15 protein-coding genes and 1 pseudogene are annotated in these 18,282 nt (G+C 71.7%); 6 read left to right on the top strand and 10 right to left on the bottom strand.

Annotation, left to right across the window (positions count from 1 at the left end; genetic code table 11):
- The first annotated feature begins 12 nt into the window (after positions 1–12).
- From BJP60_RS03080 to BJP60_RS03070, 3 genes are all read left to right on the top strand, one after another.
- On the top strand, positions 13–501 hold the full coding sequence (locus BJP60_RS03080; protein WP_203137493.1) for a YajQ family cyclic di-GMP-binding protein: 489 nt from the start codon (positions 13–15) through the stop codon (positions 499–501).
- 182 nt (positions 502–683) lie between these two features.
- Positions 684–1,307 (top strand): GntR family transcriptional regulator, encoded by a 624-nt coding sequence (locus BJP60_RS03075; RefSeq protein ID WP_203137492.1) that lies wholly within the window; start codon positions 684–686, stop codon positions 1,305–1,307.
- Positions 1,308–1,328: 21 nt separating this feature from the next.
- Positions 1,329–3,041 (top strand): glycoside hydrolase family 13 protein, encoded by a 1,713-nt coding sequence (locus BJP60_RS03070; protein ID WP_203137491.1) that lies wholly within the window; start codon positions 1,329–1,331, stop codon positions 3,039–3,041.
- Between the two features lie 39 nt (positions 3,042–3,080).
- Here BJP60_RS03070 and BJP60_RS03065 read toward each other — a convergent pair whose 3' ends face one another.
- Complete coding sequence (locus BJP60_RS03065) at positions 3,081–4,160, bottom strand: serine hydrolase domain-containing protein (protein ID WP_203137490.1); 1,080 nt, start codon at positions 4,158–4,160, stop codon at positions 3,081–3,083.
- 97 nt (positions 4,161–4,257) lie between these two features.
- Between BJP60_RS03065 and BJP60_RS03060 the strand changes: the two genes are divergently transcribed.
- Positions 4,258–4,797 carry a PadR family transcriptional regulator gene (locus BJP60_RS03060; protein ID WP_203137489.1) on the top strand — a complete coding sequence of 180 codons (540 nt, stop codon included), beginning with the start codon at positions 4,258–4,260 and terminating at the stop codon, positions 4,795–4,797.
- 41 nt (positions 4,798–4,838) lie between these two features.
- On the opposite strand, the gene BJP60_RS03055 is transcribed toward BJP60_RS03060, so the two are convergent.
- The 4 genes from BJP60_RS03055 to BJP60_RS03040 all read right to left on the bottom strand — a co-directional run bounded on the left by BJP60_RS03055 (position 4,839) and on the right by BJP60_RS03040 (position 10,106).
- Positions 4,839–5,849, bottom strand: a complete 1,011-nt coding sequence (locus BJP60_RS03055) for an ABC transporter permease (protein WP_203137487.1) — start codon at positions 5,847–5,849, stop codon at positions 4,839–4,841.
- A gap of 47 nt (positions 5,850–5,896) precedes the next feature.
- Positions 5,897–7,378, bottom strand: coding sequence for a sugar ABC transporter ATP-binding protein (locus tag BJP60_RS03050; protein ID WP_203137485.1), 1,482 nt, complete (start codon positions 7,376–7,378; stop codon positions 5,897–5,899).
- Positions 7,379–7,446: 68 nt separating this feature from the next.
- The gene (locus tag BJP60_RS03045) at positions 7,447–8,592 is read right to left on the bottom strand and encodes a sugar ABC transporter substrate-binding protein (protein WP_203137483.1); all 1,146 of its coding nucleotides are present in this window, start codon (positions 8,590–8,592) and stop codon (positions 7,447–7,449) included.
- 59 nt (positions 8,593–8,651) lie between these two features.
- A complete protein-coding gene (locus BJP60_RS03040) occupies positions 8,652–10,106 on the bottom strand; it encodes an aldehyde dehydrogenase family protein (protein WP_203137481.1) in 1,455 nt (484 codons plus the stop codon).
- A gap of 140 nt (positions 10,107–10,246) precedes the next feature.
- Here BJP60_RS03040 and BJP60_RS03035 point away from each other — a divergent pair, with 140 nt between their 5' ends.
- Both BJP60_RS03035 and BJP60_RS03030 read left to right on the top strand, forming a co-directional pair.
- Positions 10,247–11,173, top strand: coding sequence for an AraC family transcriptional regulator (locus tag BJP60_RS03035; protein ID WP_238439533.1), 927 nt, complete (start codon positions 10,247–10,249; stop codon positions 11,171–11,173).
- A gap of 307 nt (positions 11,174–11,480) precedes the next feature.
- A complete protein-coding gene (locus tag BJP60_RS03030) occupies positions 11,481–13,031 on the top strand; it encodes a DEAD/DEAH box helicase (protein WP_203137478.1) in 1,551 nt (516 codons plus the stop codon).
- Between the two features lie 88 nt (positions 13,032–13,119).
- Here the strand turns inward: BJP60_RS03030 and BJP60_RS03025 are convergent, their stop codons facing one another.
- The 5 genes and pseudogenes from BJP60_RS03025 to BJP60_RS03005 all read right to left on the bottom strand — a co-directional run bounded on the left by BJP60_RS03025 (position 13,120) and on the right by BJP60_RS03005 (position 18,218).
- On the bottom strand, positions 13,120–13,386 hold the full coding sequence (locus tag BJP60_RS03025) for a hypothetical protein (RefSeq protein WP_203137476.1): 267 nt from the start codon (positions 13,384–13,386) through the stop codon (positions 13,120–13,122).
- A gap of 170 nt (positions 13,387–13,556) precedes the next feature.
- Positions 13,557–14,608 (bottom strand): annotated as a pseudogene (gene rhaS / locus BJP60_RS03020) (rhamnose ABC transporter substrate-binding protein).
- Positions 14,609–14,647: 39 nt separating this feature from the next.
- Positions 14,648–15,697 (bottom strand): ABC transporter permease, encoded by a 1,050-nt coding sequence (locus BJP60_RS03015; protein WP_203137474.1) that lies wholly within the window; start codon positions 15,695–15,697, stop codon positions 14,648–14,650.
- Complete coding sequence (locus tag BJP60_RS03010; protein WP_203137470.1) at positions 15,694–16,689, bottom strand: ABC transporter permease; 996 nt, start codon at positions 16,687–16,689, stop codon at positions 15,694–15,696. Before BJP60_RS03010 ends, BJP60_RS03015 begins: the two co-directional genes overlap by 4 nt.
- Positions 16,686–18,218 (bottom strand): sugar ABC transporter ATP-binding protein, encoded by a 1,533-nt coding sequence (locus BJP60_RS03005; protein ID WP_203137468.1) that lies wholly within the window; start codon positions 18,216–18,218, stop codon positions 16,686–16,688. Before BJP60_RS03005 ends, BJP60_RS03010 begins: the two co-directional genes overlap by 4 nt.
- Positions 18,219–18,282: the final 64 nt, after the last annotated feature.

The raw sequence follows: 18,282 nt of genomic DNA, 5'->3' as shown, positions 1-18,282 counted from the left end.
TAGGCTGACCCCATGGCCGACAGCTCTTTCGACATCGTCAGCAAGGTGGACAAGCAGGAGGCGGACAACGCGCTCAACCAGGCCCGCAAGGAGATCGAGCAGCGCTACGACTTCAAGGGCACGGGCGCCTCGATCGCGTGGAGCGGGGAGCAGATCCTGATCACCGCCAACAGCGAGGAGCGCGCGAACGCCGTTCTCGACGTGTTCCAGTCGAAGCTCATCAAGCGCGGCATCTCGCTGAAGAGCCTCGACTCGGGCGAGCCCACCGCCAGCGGCAAGGAGTTCAAGCTCGTCTCCAGCCTCAAGGACGGCATCTCGCAGGAGAACGCGAAGAAGATCGGAAAGATCATCCGCGACGAGGGACCGAAGGGCGTGAAGTCGCAGATCCAGGGCGACGAACTGCGCGTCTCGAGCAAGAGCCGCGACGACCTGCAGGAGGTCATCCGCGTGCTGAAGGCCGCCGACCTCGACGTCGACCTGCAGTTCATCAACTACCGCTGATATCGCTCGTCAAGCGCGCCCCTGCGCCCGCCCGCATCGACGCCCGGACCCCGCCGTCGGCGTCCCGTCGTCCGTTCGGCGCACTCGCGTAGGATGACCGAGTTCTCAACGCCGCGGGCGTGACCGGCGTGCGCGGCACGGCGCCTCCGCGCGCGGCCTCGACATCCACGAGCGGAAGATTCATGAGCGAGTTGACCCCGATCGACAAGGGCAAGCGGCTGCTGGCGGACAGGGTCTTCCGCTACCTCGCCCAGGCGATCATCGACGGCACTCTCGAGCAGGGTGAGCGCATCCGCGACGCGGACCTCGCCGAGCAGCTCAACGTCTCGCGCATGCCCATCCGCGAGGCCCTGCAGCGGCTCGAGCGCATCGGCCTCGTCGAGATGATGCCGAGCCGGTACACACGGGTCACGGTCGTCACGGACGAGATCGTGCGATCCTCCCTCGCGTACGCCGGATACAAGTGCGGCATCGACCTGCGCGTCGCGCTGCCCCACCTCACCGTCGCACAGGAGCGACGCGCGCTCGAGCTGCTCGATGCGATGGAGGCCGCCCTGGGCGACGCGGAGGCGTCGATCACCGCGCGCATCGCCTTCTCGCGCTTCATCGACTCGATCGTGCCCGAGACCGTCTACAGCCGTCAGCTGCAGGATCTCGACGTGGCCCTGGAGCGCAATCTGCGGCATGTCGGCCCTGTCGCGACCGACGACGAGCTGCGCGAGAACTACGCACAGCTGCGCGACGCGATCCGGCGGCGCGACCACGACACGGCCGAGCGCCTGGTGCGCGCCCAGTTCGGCCTCTGACATCGCCTAGCATCTCGTCTCATGACTTCCGCACTCACCCTGCACTCGACACTGACGGAGTCAGACCGAGAGGCCGAGGCCGAAGGCTCGGCCTGGTACCGCACCGCCGCGATCTACCAGATCTACCCGCGCTCGTTCGCCGACGCGAACGGGGACGGCATCGGCGATCTGACGGGCATCACCTCGCGACTCGACGCGCTCCACGACCTCGGCATCGACGCCATCTGGCTCTCGCCGTTCATGACCTCTCCGCAGAAGGACGCAGGCTACGACGTCGCCGACTACTGCGACGTCGACCCGCTGTTCGGCACGCTCGCCGACTTCGACGAGATGCTCGCCGGCGCGCACGAACGGGGCATTCGTGTCATCGTCGACCTCGTCCCGAACCACTCCTCGGACCAGCACCCGTGGTTCCAGGCCGCCCTCGCCGCCGCGCCCGGCAGCGCGGAGCGTGCGCGTTACATGTTCCGGGACGGCCGCGGCGCGCACGGCGAGCTGCCGCCGAACAACTGGCAGTCCGTGTTCGGCGGCAACGCCTGGACGCGCGTGACCGAGGCGGACGGCACCCCGGGCCAGTGGTACCTGCACCTGTTCGACTCCAGCCAGCCCGACTTCGACTGGGCGAGCGAGGAGGTGCGCGACGAGTTCCGCCGCATCCTGCGCTTCTGGCTCGACCGCGGCGTCGACGGCTTCCGCGTGGACGTGGCGCACGGCCTCGTCAAGCACGACGAGCTCCCCGACTACGTGCCCGCCGAGGACGCCGACTCGATGGGCGGCCAGGAGCCGGTGCCGTACTGGGGCCAGGAGGGCGTGCACGATGTCTACCGCGACTGGCGCCGCCTGCTCGAGGAGTACGACGGCGATCGGGCCCTGTGCGCCGAGGCGTGGCTGCCGACCGCCGCGGAGACCGCGCTGTGGGTGCGGCCCGACGAGATGCACCAGGCGTTCAACTTCCCGTACCTCATGGCCGAGTGGGACGCCGCGCAGCTGCGCGGGATCATCGACGAGTCGCTCCGCGCGTTCGGCGGCGTCGGCGCCCCGACGACCTGGGTGCTGTCGAACCATGACGTGATCCGCCACGCCTCCCGCCTGGCGCTCGGCGCCGACGCACCGCAGGGCCACGGCATCGGCCCGCTGTCCGCCGGCAAGCCCGATCCGGTCGTCGGTCTGCGCCGCGCCCGCGCTGCGACGACCCTCATGCTGGCGCTGCCCGGATCGGCGTACCTCTACCAGGGCGAGGAGCTCGGCCTGCCCGAGGTCATCGACCTGCCGGACGACGCGCGGCAGGACCCCACCTGGTTCCGCACGCAGGGCGAGCGCTACGGGCGCGACGGCTGCCGCGTGCCCATCCCGTGGGAGGCGGACGCCCCCGCCTACGGGTTCAACACCAGCGGCGCCTCGTGGCTGCCACAGCCGGCCGAGTGGGCGGAGTTCGCGCGCGACCGCCAGCAGCACGACCCCGCGTCGACGCTGAACCTCTACCGCACGCTGCTGCGCCTGCGCCGCGAGCTGTCGCTCGGCGCGGCGGAGGACTTCACGTGGGTCGAGGGCTTCCCCGCCTCCGCGCTCGCCTTCCGCAGCGGCGCGGTCACGGTGATCGCGAATGCGGGCGCCGAGCCGGTCCCACTTCCCGAAGGAGCACGCCTGCTCGTCTCGAGCGCCCCGATACAGGAGGACGGATCCGGATCGCTCGCGCTGCCGCGCGACACGGCCGTGTGGCTCGCCGGGAACTGACGCGAAGGCGACGGCCCTGTCTGCCGCCCGCGCGACTGATCAGCCCTTCCCTGCCAGGATCCGCGCGACCCGTGCATGCGTGCGGAAGCTCTCGTTCATCTCGCGCATGGACGTGGAGTGGAAGTTCAGCACGACGTGCGCTTCGTGCTCGCGGTGCGAGAACACGTGCGACGCCCACACGCCGAGGTGCCCGACCGGCTGGGAAAGGCCGCGCATCACGAGCGGGATGAACTCGTCGAAGCGCAGGGTCATGATGCCCGCGCCGTAGTGGATGCCCCGCCGGAAGCGCCGGCGCGGCCGGATCAGGTGCTCGAGCAGCCCCGCATCGATCAGCCGGCCGCCGAACAGCGCCCTCTGGAACCGGATGAAGTCGTCCGCCGTGGCGACGACGTTGCCGCCCGCCCAGTCGAGGCTCACGCACCGCGCGCGGCTGAACTCCTCCCCCTCGATCCAGAACGGGGCGACGTCGATCGTGGAGAGGTCGTCGGGGATGAGGGTGGAGTCGTACGGCGTGGAGGCGCGCTCCATCCCGGTCGGCTCGAACAGGCGCGTGCGCAGCTGCGCGGCGAACGACTCGCCGCCGGCCTCCTCAGCGATCCGGCCGAGCAGGACGTAGCCCGTGTCGGAGTAGTGGAACCGCTCGCCCGGCCTGCCCACGGCCGGCAGCGACCGGGCCTGGTCGAGAAGGTCCGCCGGCGTCCAGAGCCGATCGCGGTGGCGGGAGAGCGTGCGCACCGACGCCTCGGTTGCGCGACCGCGGGGCGGGTCGAAGAAGTCGGGGATGCCGCTGGTGTGCGCGAGCAGCTGCTGGACGGTCACCGCGCGACCGACGTCGACGCCGGCGGCCGCCGGCAGTCCTGCGACGTCCGCGTGGGGCAGGAGGCGTCCGATCGGCGAGTCGAGGGCGAGTAGGCCCTGCTCCGCGAGCATCCCGATCAGCGTCGCGGTGAACAGCTTCCCCGAGCTCGCGGCATGGAACGGCTTGTCGACGTCGCCGAAGCCGAACTCCCAATCGGGGGCGGACACGCGCACGAGCGGCGCGGGCATGCCCGCTCTCCGGCCCGCCATCCGCTCGAGGCTGCTCCGCAGCGCGGCCTCGGCGCGCGATCGATCCGTCATGGTCTCTCCTGTCGTGGTCCCGTGACATGTCGAGCGACATATCTACGAGACATATCTAACAGATATATCCATGAGAAGCAACGGCTAGGATTCGGGGATGGCACACGTGATCCTGGGCTTCCTGATGATCGCGCCGATGAGCCTGTACGAGCTCGTGAAGGCGTTCGAGTCGAGCGTCTCGCTCTTCTACAGCGCGAGCACCGGCAGCATCAAGCGCGCGCTCGACATCCTGCACACCGAGGGCCGCATCGAGGCGACGGACGTCCAGCCCGGCGCCCGCGGCAAGAAGACCTACCGCCTCACCGACGCGGGCCGGCGCGCCTTCCACGACTGGATGCGCTCGGCACCCGACGGACCGGATCTAGAGACGGCGGCGCTGTCGCGCCTGTTCTTCCTCGGCCTGCTGGCGCCCGAGGAGCGCGCGCCCGTGATCGAGCGCATCCTCGATCGGATCGACGGCGAGCTCGCCGTCCTGACGGCGGTCGAGGCGCAGCTGAACGGGATGCCGGTCGCGGAGGGGCATCGCGAGCTCGCGCCGTACCAGCACGCCACGCTCGACTACGGGCTCACGGGCCTGCGCGCTGCGCGGGAGTGGTTCGGCGCCCTGCTGGAGCGCGAGCGCTCAGGCGGGACCTGACAGGCCATGCCGGACCGGGCAGCGCCCGATCGTCGGCCGCCCTAGGAGCGGCGGCGCCCGATCCCCTTCAGCACGCGCCCGACCGCCGAGCCGCGGCGCGACGTGCTCTCCCACTGCGACAGGGCGACGGCGAGCAGGAGGGCCAGGCCGTAGAACAGGTCGTTGACCCAGCGCGGCGATCCCGCCAGCTGCAGCCCCTTGATGCCGACGGCGAGCACGTACATCGCGACGATCGTGCCCCACACGTTGAATCGGCCGCCCTTGAACTGCGTGGATCCGAGGAACACCGCGGTCAGCGCCGGCAGCAGGAAGCTGGGACCGACCGTCGGGTCGCCCGCGTTGATGCGGCTTGTCAGCAGGGCGCCCGCGAGCGCCGCGATCGCGCCGCCGGCCGTGAGGCTCCAGATGCGCAAACCCTCCACGCCGACACCGGCCAGGCGCGCGGCCTCCGGGTTGTAGCCCGCCGCGTACATCCGGCGCCCGACCGGCGTGCGCTCGAGGATGTACCAGGTGATGACGGCGACGAAGAACAGGATGTACACCGGCACCGTCACGCCGCCCCACTGGGTCGTGGCGATCATCCGGTAGTCCGGTCCGAGATCGAGGATCTGCTGGCTGCCCGAGACCCACGCCATGCCCGCGAGCAGGATCGAGCTCATGCCTAGCGTCGCGATGATCGGCTCGACCTTGAGCCTCGTGATCACGAGCGCCGTGACGAGCCCGATCAGCGCGCCGGACAGGATCACCACGGGCAGCTGGAGCGCGATCGGCAGGCCCGCCTTCGACAGGAACCAGGCCGACAGGATCGCGGAGAAGCCGACCTGCGCACCGACCGCGAGGTTCAGCGATCCGGCGACGAGCGGGATCAGCGCGGCGATGGCGGCGAGGCCCGTGAGCGCCTCGGCATCCAGCAGCGAGCGCCACACGCCGGGTTGCAGGAACTTGTCGGGGATCCAGATCGCGAAGACCGCGAAGATCACGATGAAGATGTAGACCGCGCTGATGTTGCGGAAGGAAAGGGCGCGCAGGATGTCGCTGCGACGTGTGCTCACGGGGCCTCCTCGGCCGGGGATGTCTCGGGGTACGGGGTGGGGAGAGGTCAGGCGAGGCCGTAGCCCTCGCTGACCAGGCGGTGCTCGGTGAGGTCGGCACCGCTCAGCTCGGCGACGCCGCGGCCGTCGCGCATCACGATCACGCGATCGCACAGGCGCAGCAGCTCCTTGGCGTCGGACGAGCTCACGAGCACGGCGGTGCCGGCGGCGGCGGCACGCTCGATCGCCTCGTAGATGGCGGCCTTCGCCCCGATGTCGACGCCCTGGGTGGGCTCGTCGAGCAGCAGGACGGCCGGATCGTCGCGCAGGGCGCGGGCCATCACGACCTTCTGCTGGTTGCCGCCGCTGAAGAGCGAGAACCGCTGCTCCGGCAGCGCGGGCCGCACGCCGTACTCGGTCATGAGCGCGCTCACCTCCGCCTTCTCGGCACGGGAGGAGATCGCGCCCGCCGGTCCCGTGAGCGTGCGCAGCTGCGGCAGCGTCACGTTCTCGCGCGCGTTCATGTCCCGCACGGCGCCGAGGCGCGCCCGGTCTCCGGGGACGAAGGCGACGCCGCGTCGCAGGCTCGACGCCGGGCTGCGCCGCGGATGCTCCGCGCCGGCGACGGCGAATTCGTCGGCCGTCGCCTCGGCCGCGCCGTACAGCAGCGAGGGCACGGCCTCACGGCCGGAGCCGAGCACGCCCGCGACGCCGACGACCTCTCCCGGCTGGAGGCGCACGTCGAAGTGCTCGACCGTGCCGCCGCGCAGGCCCCGCACCGACAGCACCGGGGCCGCGTCGTCGCGGCGGGTGCCGGTGTGGGATCCGGCGACCGTCTCTGCCGCGGATCCCGTGATCAGCTCGACGAGCCGCGCGTGGTCGACGCCCGCGACCGGCTCGTCGGCGACCTTCCGCCCATCGCGCAGCACGACGATCCGGTGCGCGAGGCTCAGCACCTCGTCGAGCCGGTGCGAGACGAAGATCACGCCCGCGCCGTCTGCCGCGAGGCGGCGCACGGCGTCGAACAGCACCTCGACCTCGCTGCGGTGCAGCGACTCCGTCGACTCGTCGAGCACGATCACGTTCGCCGGATGCGCCCAGCCGTCCAGGGCGCGGCTGATCGCCACGACGGCGCGCTGGGCGGGCGTCAGCGCACGCACGGGCGCGTCGATGTCGAACACCGGGCCGAAGCGCGCGATCAGTTCGCGCGTCCGCTCACGCTCGGCCGCCCGGTGCACGGGCGCGGCCGCTGCGGCTCCGGTGCGTTTGACCAGCGCGAGGTTCTCCACGGCCGACAGCTCCCCCACGAGGGCGAGGTCCTGGTGGATGAAGTGCAGGTCGGTGCCCTCGGCGAGCTCGACCGTGCCGCCGTCTGACGTGTAGGCGCCGGCCAGCACCTTCACGAGCGTCGACTTGCCGGAGCCGTTGTGGCCCAGCACCGCGACGATCTCGCCGGGGTCGACCTCGAGGCTCACGCTGTCGAGCGCGATCAGGCTGGGGAACGCCTTGACGAGGTCGGTGACGCGCAGCAGGGGTGCGGCGTCGGACATGGGTTCTCCTTGGTTCGGGACCGGGAGGGCCCGCAGGGTCGGGCCCTCCCGGTCGATCACGCGACTCGCTACTCGGCGAGCCAGTTCGCGGCGAAGCGGTCCTGGTAGTCCTCGATCGCGACGTAGCCGGTCACCGGGTCCTCCGGCGCGTTCGCCTGGTCCGTGACGCGGGTCAGCGTCGCGGCGCGGGTCTCGACGTCGGGCCACTCGTAGTCCTGGCCCGCCATCTCTCGCAGCAGCTGATCGAGAACGGTCCACATCATGAGGTTGAGGTCGACGGACAGGGTGGCGTCCTGCTGGCCCGCGACGATCTGCTCGTAGTTCGGCGGCGCGGTCCACATCGCGATGCCCTTGGTGTCGAGGCCCGCGAGGCTCAGCTTCTGCGGCAGGCCGATCTGGACCTCGTCGACCGCGGCGATGAAGTACTCCGTGTCGGGGTTCGCCTGCAGGTCGCTGACGACGCGGTCGGCGGCCGTCGAACCGAGCTCGGCGATCGGGATGTCCACGACGCGCAGCGTGCAGTCGGGGCACAGCTCGGCGAGCTTTTCCTGCGCACCCTCGAGCTCGAGCGCGGAGAACGGGAACTCCGGGACGTTGTAGAAGACGTACTCCGCCGCGCCGCCCGACCGGGCGACGGCCGCGGCCGCGAGGACGCCGCCGTTGGCCTTCATCCACTCGGGGCCGTTGAAGGCCTCGGGCAGGCCGTGCTCCACGGTGTTCATGACCGAGCCGCTCGCGATCGGGATGCCGAGCTCGTTCAGCTGCTCGATCTGCGGCTCGAAGAAGATGGGGTCGAGCGTGATGTTGATAACGCCGTCGGGCGCCAGCTCCACGACCGTGTTCATCGCCGAGTTGATGCTCTGGGCGTCCCGTCCCACCTCGACGCGCTCGAGCTCGAGTCCCAGCAGCTCCGCGGGAGCCTGCAGGTTCTGCCACATCACGGCGCTGACGGGCGTGCCGACGTCGAGGTACACGATGTGCGTGCCCTTCTCGACCGGCGCCTCCAGCGGCTCGTCGATCAGCAGGTTCTTCTCGCCTTCGCCTGTCCACGGAGTGAGGAACTCCTCCGCGGCCGCGACATCGGCGCCGCCGCTGCCGCCGCCGTCGGAGGTGGGCTCGGCGGTGTCCGCCGAGTTGGAGCAGGCTGTGAGGGCGAGGGCCCCCGTGGCGATGAGAGCCGCGGCGTGCAGCCCTCGCATTCGTCGTCCGCGCATCGTCGCACGTCCTTTCCGTCGGGTTGTCCGGATCGAATCCGGTCGGGGTGAGCTGGGGGTCAGAAGGGGTAGCGCTGGATCTGCGACTGCACCGTGACCCACTGGGTCTCGGTGAAGGCGTCGATGTTCGCCTCGTGCCCGCCGAAGCGTGCGCCGGTCCCGGAGAATCCCGTGCCGCCGAACGGCGCCTGCGGCTCGTCGTCGACCGTCTGGTCGTTGATGTGGAGGATGCCGCTGGGGATGCGGTCGCCGAGCTCGAAGGCGCGGAAGGCGTCGCCCGCCAGGATCGCGACCGACAGCCCGTACTCGCTCGCGTTGACGAGATCCACGGCGTCGTCGATGTCCTCGAAGCGCAGGACGGGCGCCACGGGACCGAAGATCTCGTCCGTGAACGCGCGGTGCTCGGGCCGCACCTCTCCCAGCACGGTGGGCTGGTAGAAGAGGTCGGTGTACTCGCCGCCCGCGAGCAGCCGGGCGCCGGCGTCCACGGACGTCCGGACGATGTCGTGCACGTGATCGCGCTGGCGCTCGTCGATGATCGGACCGAGCGGGGTGCCCGTCGACGGGTCGCCGACGGGCAGCTGACGCGCCTTCTCAGCCAGGAGCCCCACGTACTCGTCGTAGATGTCGGCGTGCACGATGTGCCGGCCGGTCGTCATGCAGATCTGCCCCTGATGCAGGAAGGATCCCCACGCCCCGGCCGATGCCGCCGCGGCGACGTCGACGTCCGGCAGCACGATCATGGCGTTGTTGCCGCCCAGCTCGAGGTGCGCGCGCTTGAGCAGGCGGCCCGCGCGCTCGCCGATGATCCGCCCCGCCGCGGTCGAGCCCGTGAACGAGATGACGGGCACATCGGGGTGCTCGACGAGCGCCGATCCGACGTCCGCCCCGCCCGGCACGACCGCGAACAGCCCCTCCGGCAGCCCCGCCTCCTCGAGGACCGCCGCGAAGAACAGGCCCCCCGCGATGCTCGTGCGCGGGTCGGGCTTGAGCACCACCGCATTGCCGAGCGCGAGCGCCGGGAAGATCGAGCGCGAGCCGAGGATCGCGGGGAAGTTGAACGGCGAGATCACGCCCACGACGCCGACGGGGCGCTTGCGCGCGAGGCTCAGGCGCGGGTGGACAGACTGCAGCAGCTGCCCGTACGGCATCTGCGCCGTGGCGGCCGCGTGGTGCAGCTCGCCGACGACGAGTCCCGCTTCGAACGCGGCCTTGCCCTGACCGGATCCGGCCTCGTCGACGAGCCAGCGCGCGAGCACGTCGGTGTTCGCGTCGAGGATCGCCGCGGCGCGGCGCATCACGGCAGCGCGCTCGTCGGCGGGCCGGGCGGCCCAGTCGCGCTGCGCGGCCGCCGCCCGGGCGACCGCGTCGTCGAGGTCCGCGGCGCCGCCGAAGCCGATCGACGCGAGCGGCGCGCCGGTCGACGGCGATGTCACGGTCGTGGTGCCGGCGAGCTCGGTCCAGCCGGCGATGTAGCCGCGGCCCTCCCAGAGCTGCTGCGCGAAGAACGTCATCGTCACTCCTGTTCCCCCGTCGTCCTCGACGGTCCTGAGAAACGTATGGGCCTGCGCGCGGTGACGATCCGGCGTTTTGTGCATGACCGCGCGCCGTTCGTTTGACCGGCGCTCCGCGCGCCGGTTACGCTCCACGCACCGTGGAGGCGAACGTGGAAGTTCTCGAGGCTGAGAGCGCCGACGACTGGGAGGCCGTCGTCAGCGGCTTCTTCGTGCCCCTGCGCTGCGACGGCTTCGAGAAGACGTTCCGGGCCCGCATGGAGCACGCGATCGTCGACGACCGCCTCTCGGTCTCGCGCGTGACGGAGTGCGGGCTGATCGCCGAGCACAGCGGCCGGCTGGCGCGCCGGGCCGAGACCGACGACATCCACATCTCGCTGCAGCTGTCCTCGCGCGGCACGGTGGCGCAGGACGGCCGCGCCGCCGCGATCGTGCCGGGCTCGGTCGTGCTCTACGCCACCAACCGCCCCTATCGCCTCGACTACTCCTGGCCCGACCAGCGCCATCTCATCCTGCAGCTGTCCCGCGCGTCGCTGGACGTGCCCCCGCGCATGCTGGAGGCGGCGCTCGCGCGGCTCGCGGTGCCGGGCGGGCGCCGGGCCGTGGCCGCGGGCAACCTGTTCTCGTTCATCGAGACGCTCTCCCCCGGTCCGTCGCCCGAGGCGGCGCACGTCACGCGCGACCTGGCGCGCACGATGATCCGCGCCTCACTCGGGGAGGGCGCGGCCGTGCCGCGCACGTCGGGTGGGCTCCGGCATGCCGTGCAGGAGCACCTGAGCGCGCACGCGCACGACGCGGGGCTCGACATGGATCAGGTGGCCCGCAGGCACCTCGTCTCCCGGCGCCGCCTGTACCAGGCGTTCGAGCTGTCCGGCCAGTCGCCGGCGTCGTACCTGCGCACGCAGCGCCTGCAGATCGCGGCTCGCCTCCTCTCCGACACGGCCGAGCGCCGCACGGTCGAGCAGATCTGCTACGCGTCGGGCTTCGACGATCCGACCACCTTTACCCGCGCGTTCCGGCGCGCGTACGGGTGCACGCCCCGCGAGTGGCGGGCCCAGGTCCGCTGATCCGCCGCCGTCGGATCCCCGCCGCTCCCCTCCGGCGCGGTCGGATCGCCGCCGCTTCCGGCCGGCGCGGTCAGCTCGCCGCCGCTCCGGGGTGCTAAGGTCGGGAGTTGCGTCCGAGTCTCGGGCGCATCGTCGTGTCTCGACCGGTCTCCCCGAGACCAGGGCTCGCCGGATCATCCGGCTGACGACCCGCCATCCTGCCGCGGCGAACGGATCCGGCATCCGCCGAGTTCGCCCACCACCCGGCCCGCGCCCCGATGCGCCCGCGCCCCCGCGCGCTTGCGGCCGGAACACCCGAAAGAATCACATGACCGCTGCTGAGCAGCCCACCTTCGCCGACCTCGGCGTGCCCTCCGTGCTCGTCGACGCGCTCGTCGCGATGGAGCGCCCGACCCCCTTCCCCATCCAGCGCGAGACGCTGCCGTCGACCCTCGCGGGACGCGACGTGCTCGGCCGCGGCAAGACCGGCTCGGGCAAGACGCTCGCGTTCGCGATCCCGCTCGTCGCGCGGCTCGCCGCCGCGCGCCTCTCCGGCCGCGCCGGCTCGCCCGTCGCCCTCGTGCTCGCCCCCACGCGCGAGCTCGCCACCCAGATCACCCGCACGGTCGAGCCGCTCGCCAAGGCCGCGGGCCTGAGCGTCACGACCGTGTTCGGCGGCGTCTCGCAGAAGCCGCAGGAGGCCGCGTTCGCGCGCGGCGTCGACATCGTCGTGGCATGCCCCGGCCGCCTCGAGGACCTCATGGGTCAGGGCGTCGTGCGTCTCGACCGCGTCGCCGTCACCGTGCTCGACGAGGCCGACCACATGGCCGACCTGGGCTTCCTGCCCGGCGTCACGCGCATCCTGTCGAAGACTCCGGCCGACGGCCAGCGCCTGTTCTTCTCGGCGACGCTCGACAACGGCGTGGACAAGCTCGTCAAGCGCTTCCTGCCGAACCCCGAGAACATCGCGATCGACTCGGCCGAGTCGCCCGTGGCAGACATGACGCACCACGTGTTCGAGGCCGCGTCGCCCGAGGCCAAGACCGAGCTCGTCAAGACGCTCGCGTCGGGCACCGCCCGGCGCATCCTGTTCACCCGCACCAAGCACCAGGCGAAGAAGCTCGCCCGGCAGCTGACGAGCGGCGGCATCCCCGCCGTGGACCTGCACGGCAACCTGTCGCAGAACGCGCGGGACCGCAACCTCGCCGACTTCGCGTCGGGCGCCGTGAAGGTGCTCGTGGCGACGGACGTCGCGGCGCGCGGCGTGCACGTGGACGGCATCGACCTCGTGGTCCACGTCGACCCGCCCGCCGAGCACAAGGCGTACCTGCACCGCTCGGGCCGCACGGCGCGCGCGGGCGCGGCCGGCGACGTGGTGACGCTCATGCTGCCGTCGCAGCGCAAGGACACCGAGATCCTGCTGCGCCGCGCCGCGATCCAGGCCAGGCCGCAGTCGGTCACGCCGGCGAGCACGCAGGTCGTGGCGCTGGTGGGCGAGGTCGCCGAGCGGGTCGCGCCGCGTCCGGGCGGCCCCGGCGCGGGCAACGCCCCGGCCGAGGGCTCGACGGGCGGCGGCCAGTCGCAGGGCGCCAACGCGCGCCGCAAGCGCGCGGCCCGCGGCGGCAACGGCGGTTCGGGCGGCGGCGAGCAGCGCCAGGCCCAGGGTCAGCGCCAGGGAGGCGGCGGTCAGCGCCGCGGCCAGGGCGGCCAGGGCGGACAGCGCTCCAGTCAGCCCCGCGCGGCCGGCGCCACGCCGATGTACAGCACGTCGACCGGCCAGGCGCCGCAGCGTCCGGCGCACGGCGGCTCCTCCGGAGCCCCCGCGCCGCAGCGCCGGCGCGGCCCGCGCCGCGCCAGCGCGCCCGGCACCGCGCGCTGATCCTCCCCGCCGCGAGACCTCATCCGCGGTACGAGACCTCACCGCACGGCGATGTCTCGTCGTGCGCGTGAGGTCTCGCGCGGGATCCCTACGGGACGGGCGGGCCGTAGCCGGCGCGGCCGTCCGGCGGGATGTGCGAAGCGAGAGGACCCGCGGCGAAGCCGCGGGCCGCGCGCTCCTCGTCGGCCTTGAGGATGCCGTTCTTCACGGCCGTGCGGATGACCAGGTAGAACAGCCAGAGCATCAGCGCGAGCATCCCGAGGTACATCACGATGCCGACGAGGACCGCCAGCACGCTGAAGCCCGCGAGCGGTCCGATGATGTCCTCCGGGTCGACCGAAGACAGTGCGAGCACGGCGCCCCCTCCCGTTGTGAACCTGTCCGCAGGCTAGCGCGATCCGGCATCCGCGAGACCTCAGCCGCCCGCCGGGGCATCGCCGCACGGTGATGTCCCGTGCCGGGGATGAGGTCTCGCACACGCGAAGGAGCCCGGCCCCCGAACGGGGCCGGGCTCCTGGCGTTCGATCAGAAGTCGAAGTCGCCGATGTTGTCCGCGTCGAACACGAACGGGTCGCCCAGCAGCACGACGCCGTCCTCGCCGACCTCGAACTGGCCGAGGTCGCCGGCCTCGAACGTGTCACCGGCCTCGCCCGTGATCGTGCCGTCGACGAGCGCCTGGGCGGCGAACGCGGCGAGGTAGCCGAGGTCCTCCGGGTTCCACAGCGCGAACGCCGTGACCGTGCCGTCCTCGACGTACTCGCGCATCTGGTTCGGCGTGCCGAGGCCGGTCAGTGCGACCTCGCCCTTGAACTCCGAGGTCGACAGGTAGCGCGCCGCGGCCGCGATCCCGACCGTGGTGGGCGAGATGATGCCCTTCAGGTCGGGGTGCGACTGCAGCAGGGCCGCCGTCTGGTCGAACGACTTCTGGTCGTCGTCGTCGCCGTACACCGTGTCGACGAGCTCGATGTCGGGGTGGTTCTCCTCGAGCTCGGTCTGCATCAGCTCGATCCACGCGTTCTGGTTCGTCGCGTTGGCCGACGCCGACAGGATCGCGATCTCGCCCTCGCCGCCGATCTGCTCGGCGATCAGGTCGACCTGCGTCTTGGCGATGCCCTCGGCGGTGGCCTGGTTGATGAACAGGTCGCGGCACTCGGGTCGGTGTCGGAGTCGAACGTGACGATCTTCGTGCCGGCGGCACGCGCCTCCTCGAGCGCGTCGCACAGCGCGCTCGGGTCGTTCGCCGACACCACGAGCGCGTTGACGCCCTGCTGCGCGGCGGTCTGGATGTACTGCACCTGCGAGGTGGGGCTCGCCTCGGTCGGGCCGACCTCCTCGAACGTGCCGCCGAACTCCTCCACGGCGGCCATGCCGCCCTGGCTGGAGGTGTCGAAGTACGGGTTGCCGAGGTTCTTGGGCAGGAAGGTGACGGTGGTGGCTTCGCCTTCGCCACCGCCTCCTCCCCCGCCCTCGGTGGCTCCGGTGTTGCCGCCGCCGGAGCATCCGGTGGCGACCAGCGCGACGCCGATCGTGAGCGCCGCGGCGCCCAGCAGGGCGCGGGACTTGCGGAACGTGAACATCGTTGTTGCCTTCCTTCGTTCTTGCAGGGTGGTGAGGGACTAGGTGCGTCGCAGGCGCCGACGCCCGATCGCGGCGAAACGCCGGCCGCGTGCCCAGGCGAGCACGGACGCCGAGACGACGGACAGGATGAGCAGCACGCCCGTGATGATGTTGATGACCTCGCCGCTGACGCCCGCCAGGCGCAGGGCGCTGCCGAGCGTGCCGATCAGCAGCACGCCCGCGATCACGCCGTGCAGCGCTCCGCGGCCGCCGAAGATCGACACGCCGCCGAGCAGCACGGCCGCGATGACCTGCAGCTCGAGCCCGGTCGCGTTGTCGCCGCGCGCGTTGCTGTACAGCAGCGTGAAGTAGACGCCCGCGAAGCCCGACACGGCGCCGCTCAGCACGAACAGCGTGAACTTCGTGCGCGCGACGTCGATGCCGGAGAAGTGCGCGGTCTCCTTGCTCAGCCCGATCGCGTACAGCGCGCGACCGAGCGGCGTGAAATGCAGCAGGATCGCGAACGCGAGCGCCAGCAGCGCGAACGGGATCATGATGACGGGGATCGGGGTGCCGGGGATCAGGGCCTTCGCGAGGTCCGTCCAGAACTCGGGGAACTCGGTGATCGCCGTCGTGCCGAGCAGTCCCACCGCGATGCCGCGGAACAGCGCGAGCGTGCCGATCGTGACGGCGAGCGAGGGCAGCCCCACGACGGTGACGAGGAAGCCGTTGATCACGCCGCACACGGCGCCGGCGACGATCGCGACGATCGCCGCGACGGGGAACGGCGTGCCGGCGGCCGTCAGCACGCCGGTCAGCACGCTCGACAGGCCCAGGATGCTCGCGACCGACAGGTCGATCTCCTCGGTCACGATGATGAGCGTCATCGGCAGTGCGATCAGCAGGATCGGCGCGGTGTCGCGCAGCAGGTACGTGAGCGTCAGCGGGCTGTCGAAGTTGGGCACGATCGCGAACGAGACCGCGACGACGAGCACGAGCAGCGCGATGATCGTCGCCTCGCGCGTGAGCAGCCAGCGGCGCCAGAACGGATGCGCGTGCGCGGGGGTCCGGGTGGTCACGACGGTGGTGGCGTCGCTCGTGACGGTCATCGCTGCTCCTCTCGCTGGGCGACGAGTCGTCGGTGGCGGCGCACGGCGAGCACGCGGTCCAGCACGATCGCGCCGATGATCAGGGCGCCGACGACGGCCTGCTGCCAGAAGTCGTCGATCCCGATGATGGGAAGCGCGCGGTTGATGGTGAGCAGCAGGAACGCCCCGATGGCCGCGCCCCACACAGTGCCGACGCCGCCCGCGATCGCCACGCCGCCGATCACCGCGGCGCCGATCGCCTGCAGCTCCCAGCCGTAGCCCGCGTTGGATGCGACCGTGCCGTAGCGGGCGGCGAACAGCACGCCCGCGAAGCCCGACAGCGCACCCGACGCGACGAAGGCGACGAGGATCCGCCGGGTCACGGGCAGGCCGTACAGGTGCGCGGCCGCGGGGTCGGATCCGATCGCGTACAGTTCCCGCCCGGAGCGCCGGGTGGCGAGATACCAGCCCGCCACGACGAGCACGAGCACCGCGATGAGCGTGAGGTAGGGGATGCCGATCAGCCCGCCTGTGCCGAGGTCGCGGAAGCCGCGCGGCAGGTCCGACGCGTTGATCCGGTCACTCCCCGTCCACGCGATGTTGATGCCGCGATAGACGTACATCGTGCCGAGCGTGATGACGAGCGCGGGGACCTTCGCGAACGCGACCAGCGCGCCGTTGACGAGACCGAGCAGCGCGCCCAGTCCCAGTCCGGCGGCGAACACGAGGATCGGCGAGACGCCCGGCAGGTCGATGAAGAGGCGGCCCGTCAGGTAGGCCGTGAGGCCGACGACCGAGCCGACCGACAGGTCGACGTTGCGCGTGATGATGACGACCGCCTGGCCCACGGCCACGAGCAGCAGCAGCGACGGCGTCAGCAGCAGGTCGCGCCAGCCGTCGCCCGAGAACACGAACGAGCGGTTCGCGGCCGTCGCGACCGCGATGACGATCAGCAGCGCGAGCACGATGCCCGTCTCGCGCGCGGTCAGGATGCGCCCCAGCACGCCGTTCATCGCACGCCCTCCGTCGCCTCGGCCGTCGCGGCCCGCATCACGTTCTCGGGCGTCGCGTCCTCGCGCGCGAACTCGCCCGTGATCCGGCCCTCGCGCATCACCAGCACGCGGTCGGCCATCCCGAGCACCTCGGGCAGCTCGGAGGAGATCATGAGGATCGCCATGCCCTGCTGGGCGAGCTGCGACAGCAGGCGGTGCACCTCGGCCTTGGTCCCCACGTCGATGCCGCGCGTGGGCTCGTCGATGATGAGCACATCCGGGTCCGTCGCGAGCCACTTGCCCAGCACGACCTTCTGCTGGTTGCCGCCCGACAGCGTGCCCGCCTCGGTGTCGAGCGCCGAGGTCTTGACCTCGAGGCGGCTCGCCCACTCGCGGGAGGCGGCGCTCTCGCGGCCGTCCCAGATCAGGCCCCAGCGCGCGAGTCGTCCCCGGATCGCGAGCGCGACGTTGCGCGTGACGCTCTGGTCCAGCACGAGGCCCTGCCGGCGGCGGTCCTCGGGCACGAGAGCCAGCCCGCGCGCGGTCGCGGCGCGCGCGTCGCCCTTCGGCAGCGGGCGGCCGAGGAGCCGCACGGACCCGGACTCGTACCGGTCGACGCCGAACACGGCGCGCGCGACCTCGCTGCGCCCCGCGCCGACGAGGCCCGCGAGCCCCAGGATCTCCCCCGCGCGCAGCGAGAAGGAGACGTCACGGAAGACGCCCGCGCGCGTGAGCCCCTCGACCTCGAGCACGACGTCGCGGATCTCGGCCGGAAGCTTCGGGAACAGCTCGGTCACATCGCGCCCGACCATCTGGCGCACGAGGTCCTCGACCGTCGTGTCGGCGATCGGGGTCGTGGCGACGTAGGCGCCGTCGCGCATCACCGTGACGGTGTCGCACAGCGCGAACACCTCGTCGAAGCGGTGCGAGATGAACAGCAGCGCGCGGCCCTCGTCGCGCAGGCTGCGCGCGACGGCGAACAGGCGCTCGACCTCGACGCCGCTGAGCGCCGCGGTGGGCTCGTCCATGATCAGCACCCGCGCGTCGAGCGAGATGGCCTTGGCGATCTCGATGATCTGCTGGTCGGCGATCGAGAGTCCGTCCGTGACGCGATCCGGATCGATCCCGACGCCCAGGCGCTCGAAGATCCGCAGGACCTCGTCGCGCATCGCGCGCTTGTCGATGCCGCCGATCCGATCGGTCAGCTGGCGGCCCATGAAGACGTTCTCGGCGACCGACAGGTCGGGGAACAGCGTCGGCTCCTGGTAGATCACGGCGATGCCGGCGGCCTTCGACTGCGCCGTGCTGCCGAAGTCGACGGGCTCGCCCGCGAGCTCGAACTCGCCCGAGTCGCGCTGGTAGAGCCCGGCGATGATCTTGACGAGGGTCGACTTGCCCGCGCCGTTCTCGCCGATCAGCGCGTGGATGGACCCCGCGCGCAGCGCGAGGCTTCCGGAGCGCAGCGCGACGACCGCGCCGAACGTCTTGGTCACGTCCGCGAGGCGCAGCAGGGGCGCATCCACGGGCGGATCGTGTCGGGCGGCATCCATGACGCGGGACTCTCTTCCTCGAGGTTCCTGATCCGATTTGAAACGGTTCAAGTGGATGCTAGCG

It is taken from the genome of Microbacterium sp. JZ31 (genome assembly GCF_016805985.1).
In the GTDB taxonomy this organism is placed as follows: domain Bacteria; phylum Actinomycetota; class Actinomycetes; order Actinomycetales; family Microbacteriaceae; genus Microbacterium.
This window is presented reverse-complemented; position numbering and strand designations above follow the sequence as displayed.

Excerpts from the sequence above, each read along its gene's own strand:
- BJP60_RS03080 (WP_203137493.1), top strand. The coding sequence starts at position 13 with ATGGCCGACAGCTCTTTCGACATCGTCAGCAAGGTGGACAAGCAGGAG.
- BJP60_RS03075 (WP_203137492.1), top strand. The coding sequence starts at position 684 with ATGAGCGAGTTGACCCCGATCGACAAGGGCAAGCGGCTGCTGGCGGAC.
- BJP60_RS03070 (WP_203137491.1), top strand. The coding sequence starts at position 1,329 with ATGACTTCCGCACTCACCCTGCACTCGACACTGACGGAGTCAGACCGA.
- BJP60_RS03065 (WP_203137490.1), bottom strand. The coding sequence starts at position 4,160 with ATGACGGATCGATCGCGCGCCGAGGCCGCGCTGCGGAGCAGCCTCGAG.
- BJP60_RS03060 (WP_203137489.1), top strand. The coding sequence starts at position 4,258 with ATGGCACACGTGATCCTGGGCTTCCTGATGATCGCGCCGATGAGCCTG.
- BJP60_RS03050 (WP_203137485.1), bottom strand. The coding sequence starts at position 7,378 with ATGTCCGACGCCGCACCCCTGCTGCGCGTCACCGACCTCGTCAAGGCG.
- BJP60_RS03045 (WP_203137483.1), bottom strand. The coding sequence starts at position 8,592 with ATGCGCGGACGACGAATGCGAGGGCTGCACGCCGCGGCTCTCATCGCC.
- BJP60_RS03040 (WP_203137481.1), bottom strand. The coding sequence starts at position 10,106 with ATGACGTTCTTCGCGCAGCAGCTCTGGGAGGGCCGCGGCTACATCGCC.
- BJP60_RS03030 (WP_203137478.1), top strand. The coding sequence starts at position 11,481 with ATGACCGCTGCTGAGCAGCCCACCTTCGCCGACCTCGGCGTGCCCTCC.
- BJP60_RS03015 (WP_203137474.1), bottom strand. The coding sequence starts at position 15,697 with ATGACCGTCACGAGCGACGCCACCACCGTCGTGACCACCCGGACCCCC.
- BJP60_RS03010 (WP_203137470.1), bottom strand. The coding sequence starts at position 16,689 with ATGAACGGCGTGCTGGGGCGCATCCTGACCGCGCGCGAGACGGGCATC.
- BJP60_RS03005 (WP_203137468.1), bottom strand. The coding sequence starts at position 18,218 with ATGGATGCCGCCCGACACGATCCGCCCGTGGATGCGCCCCTGCTGCGC.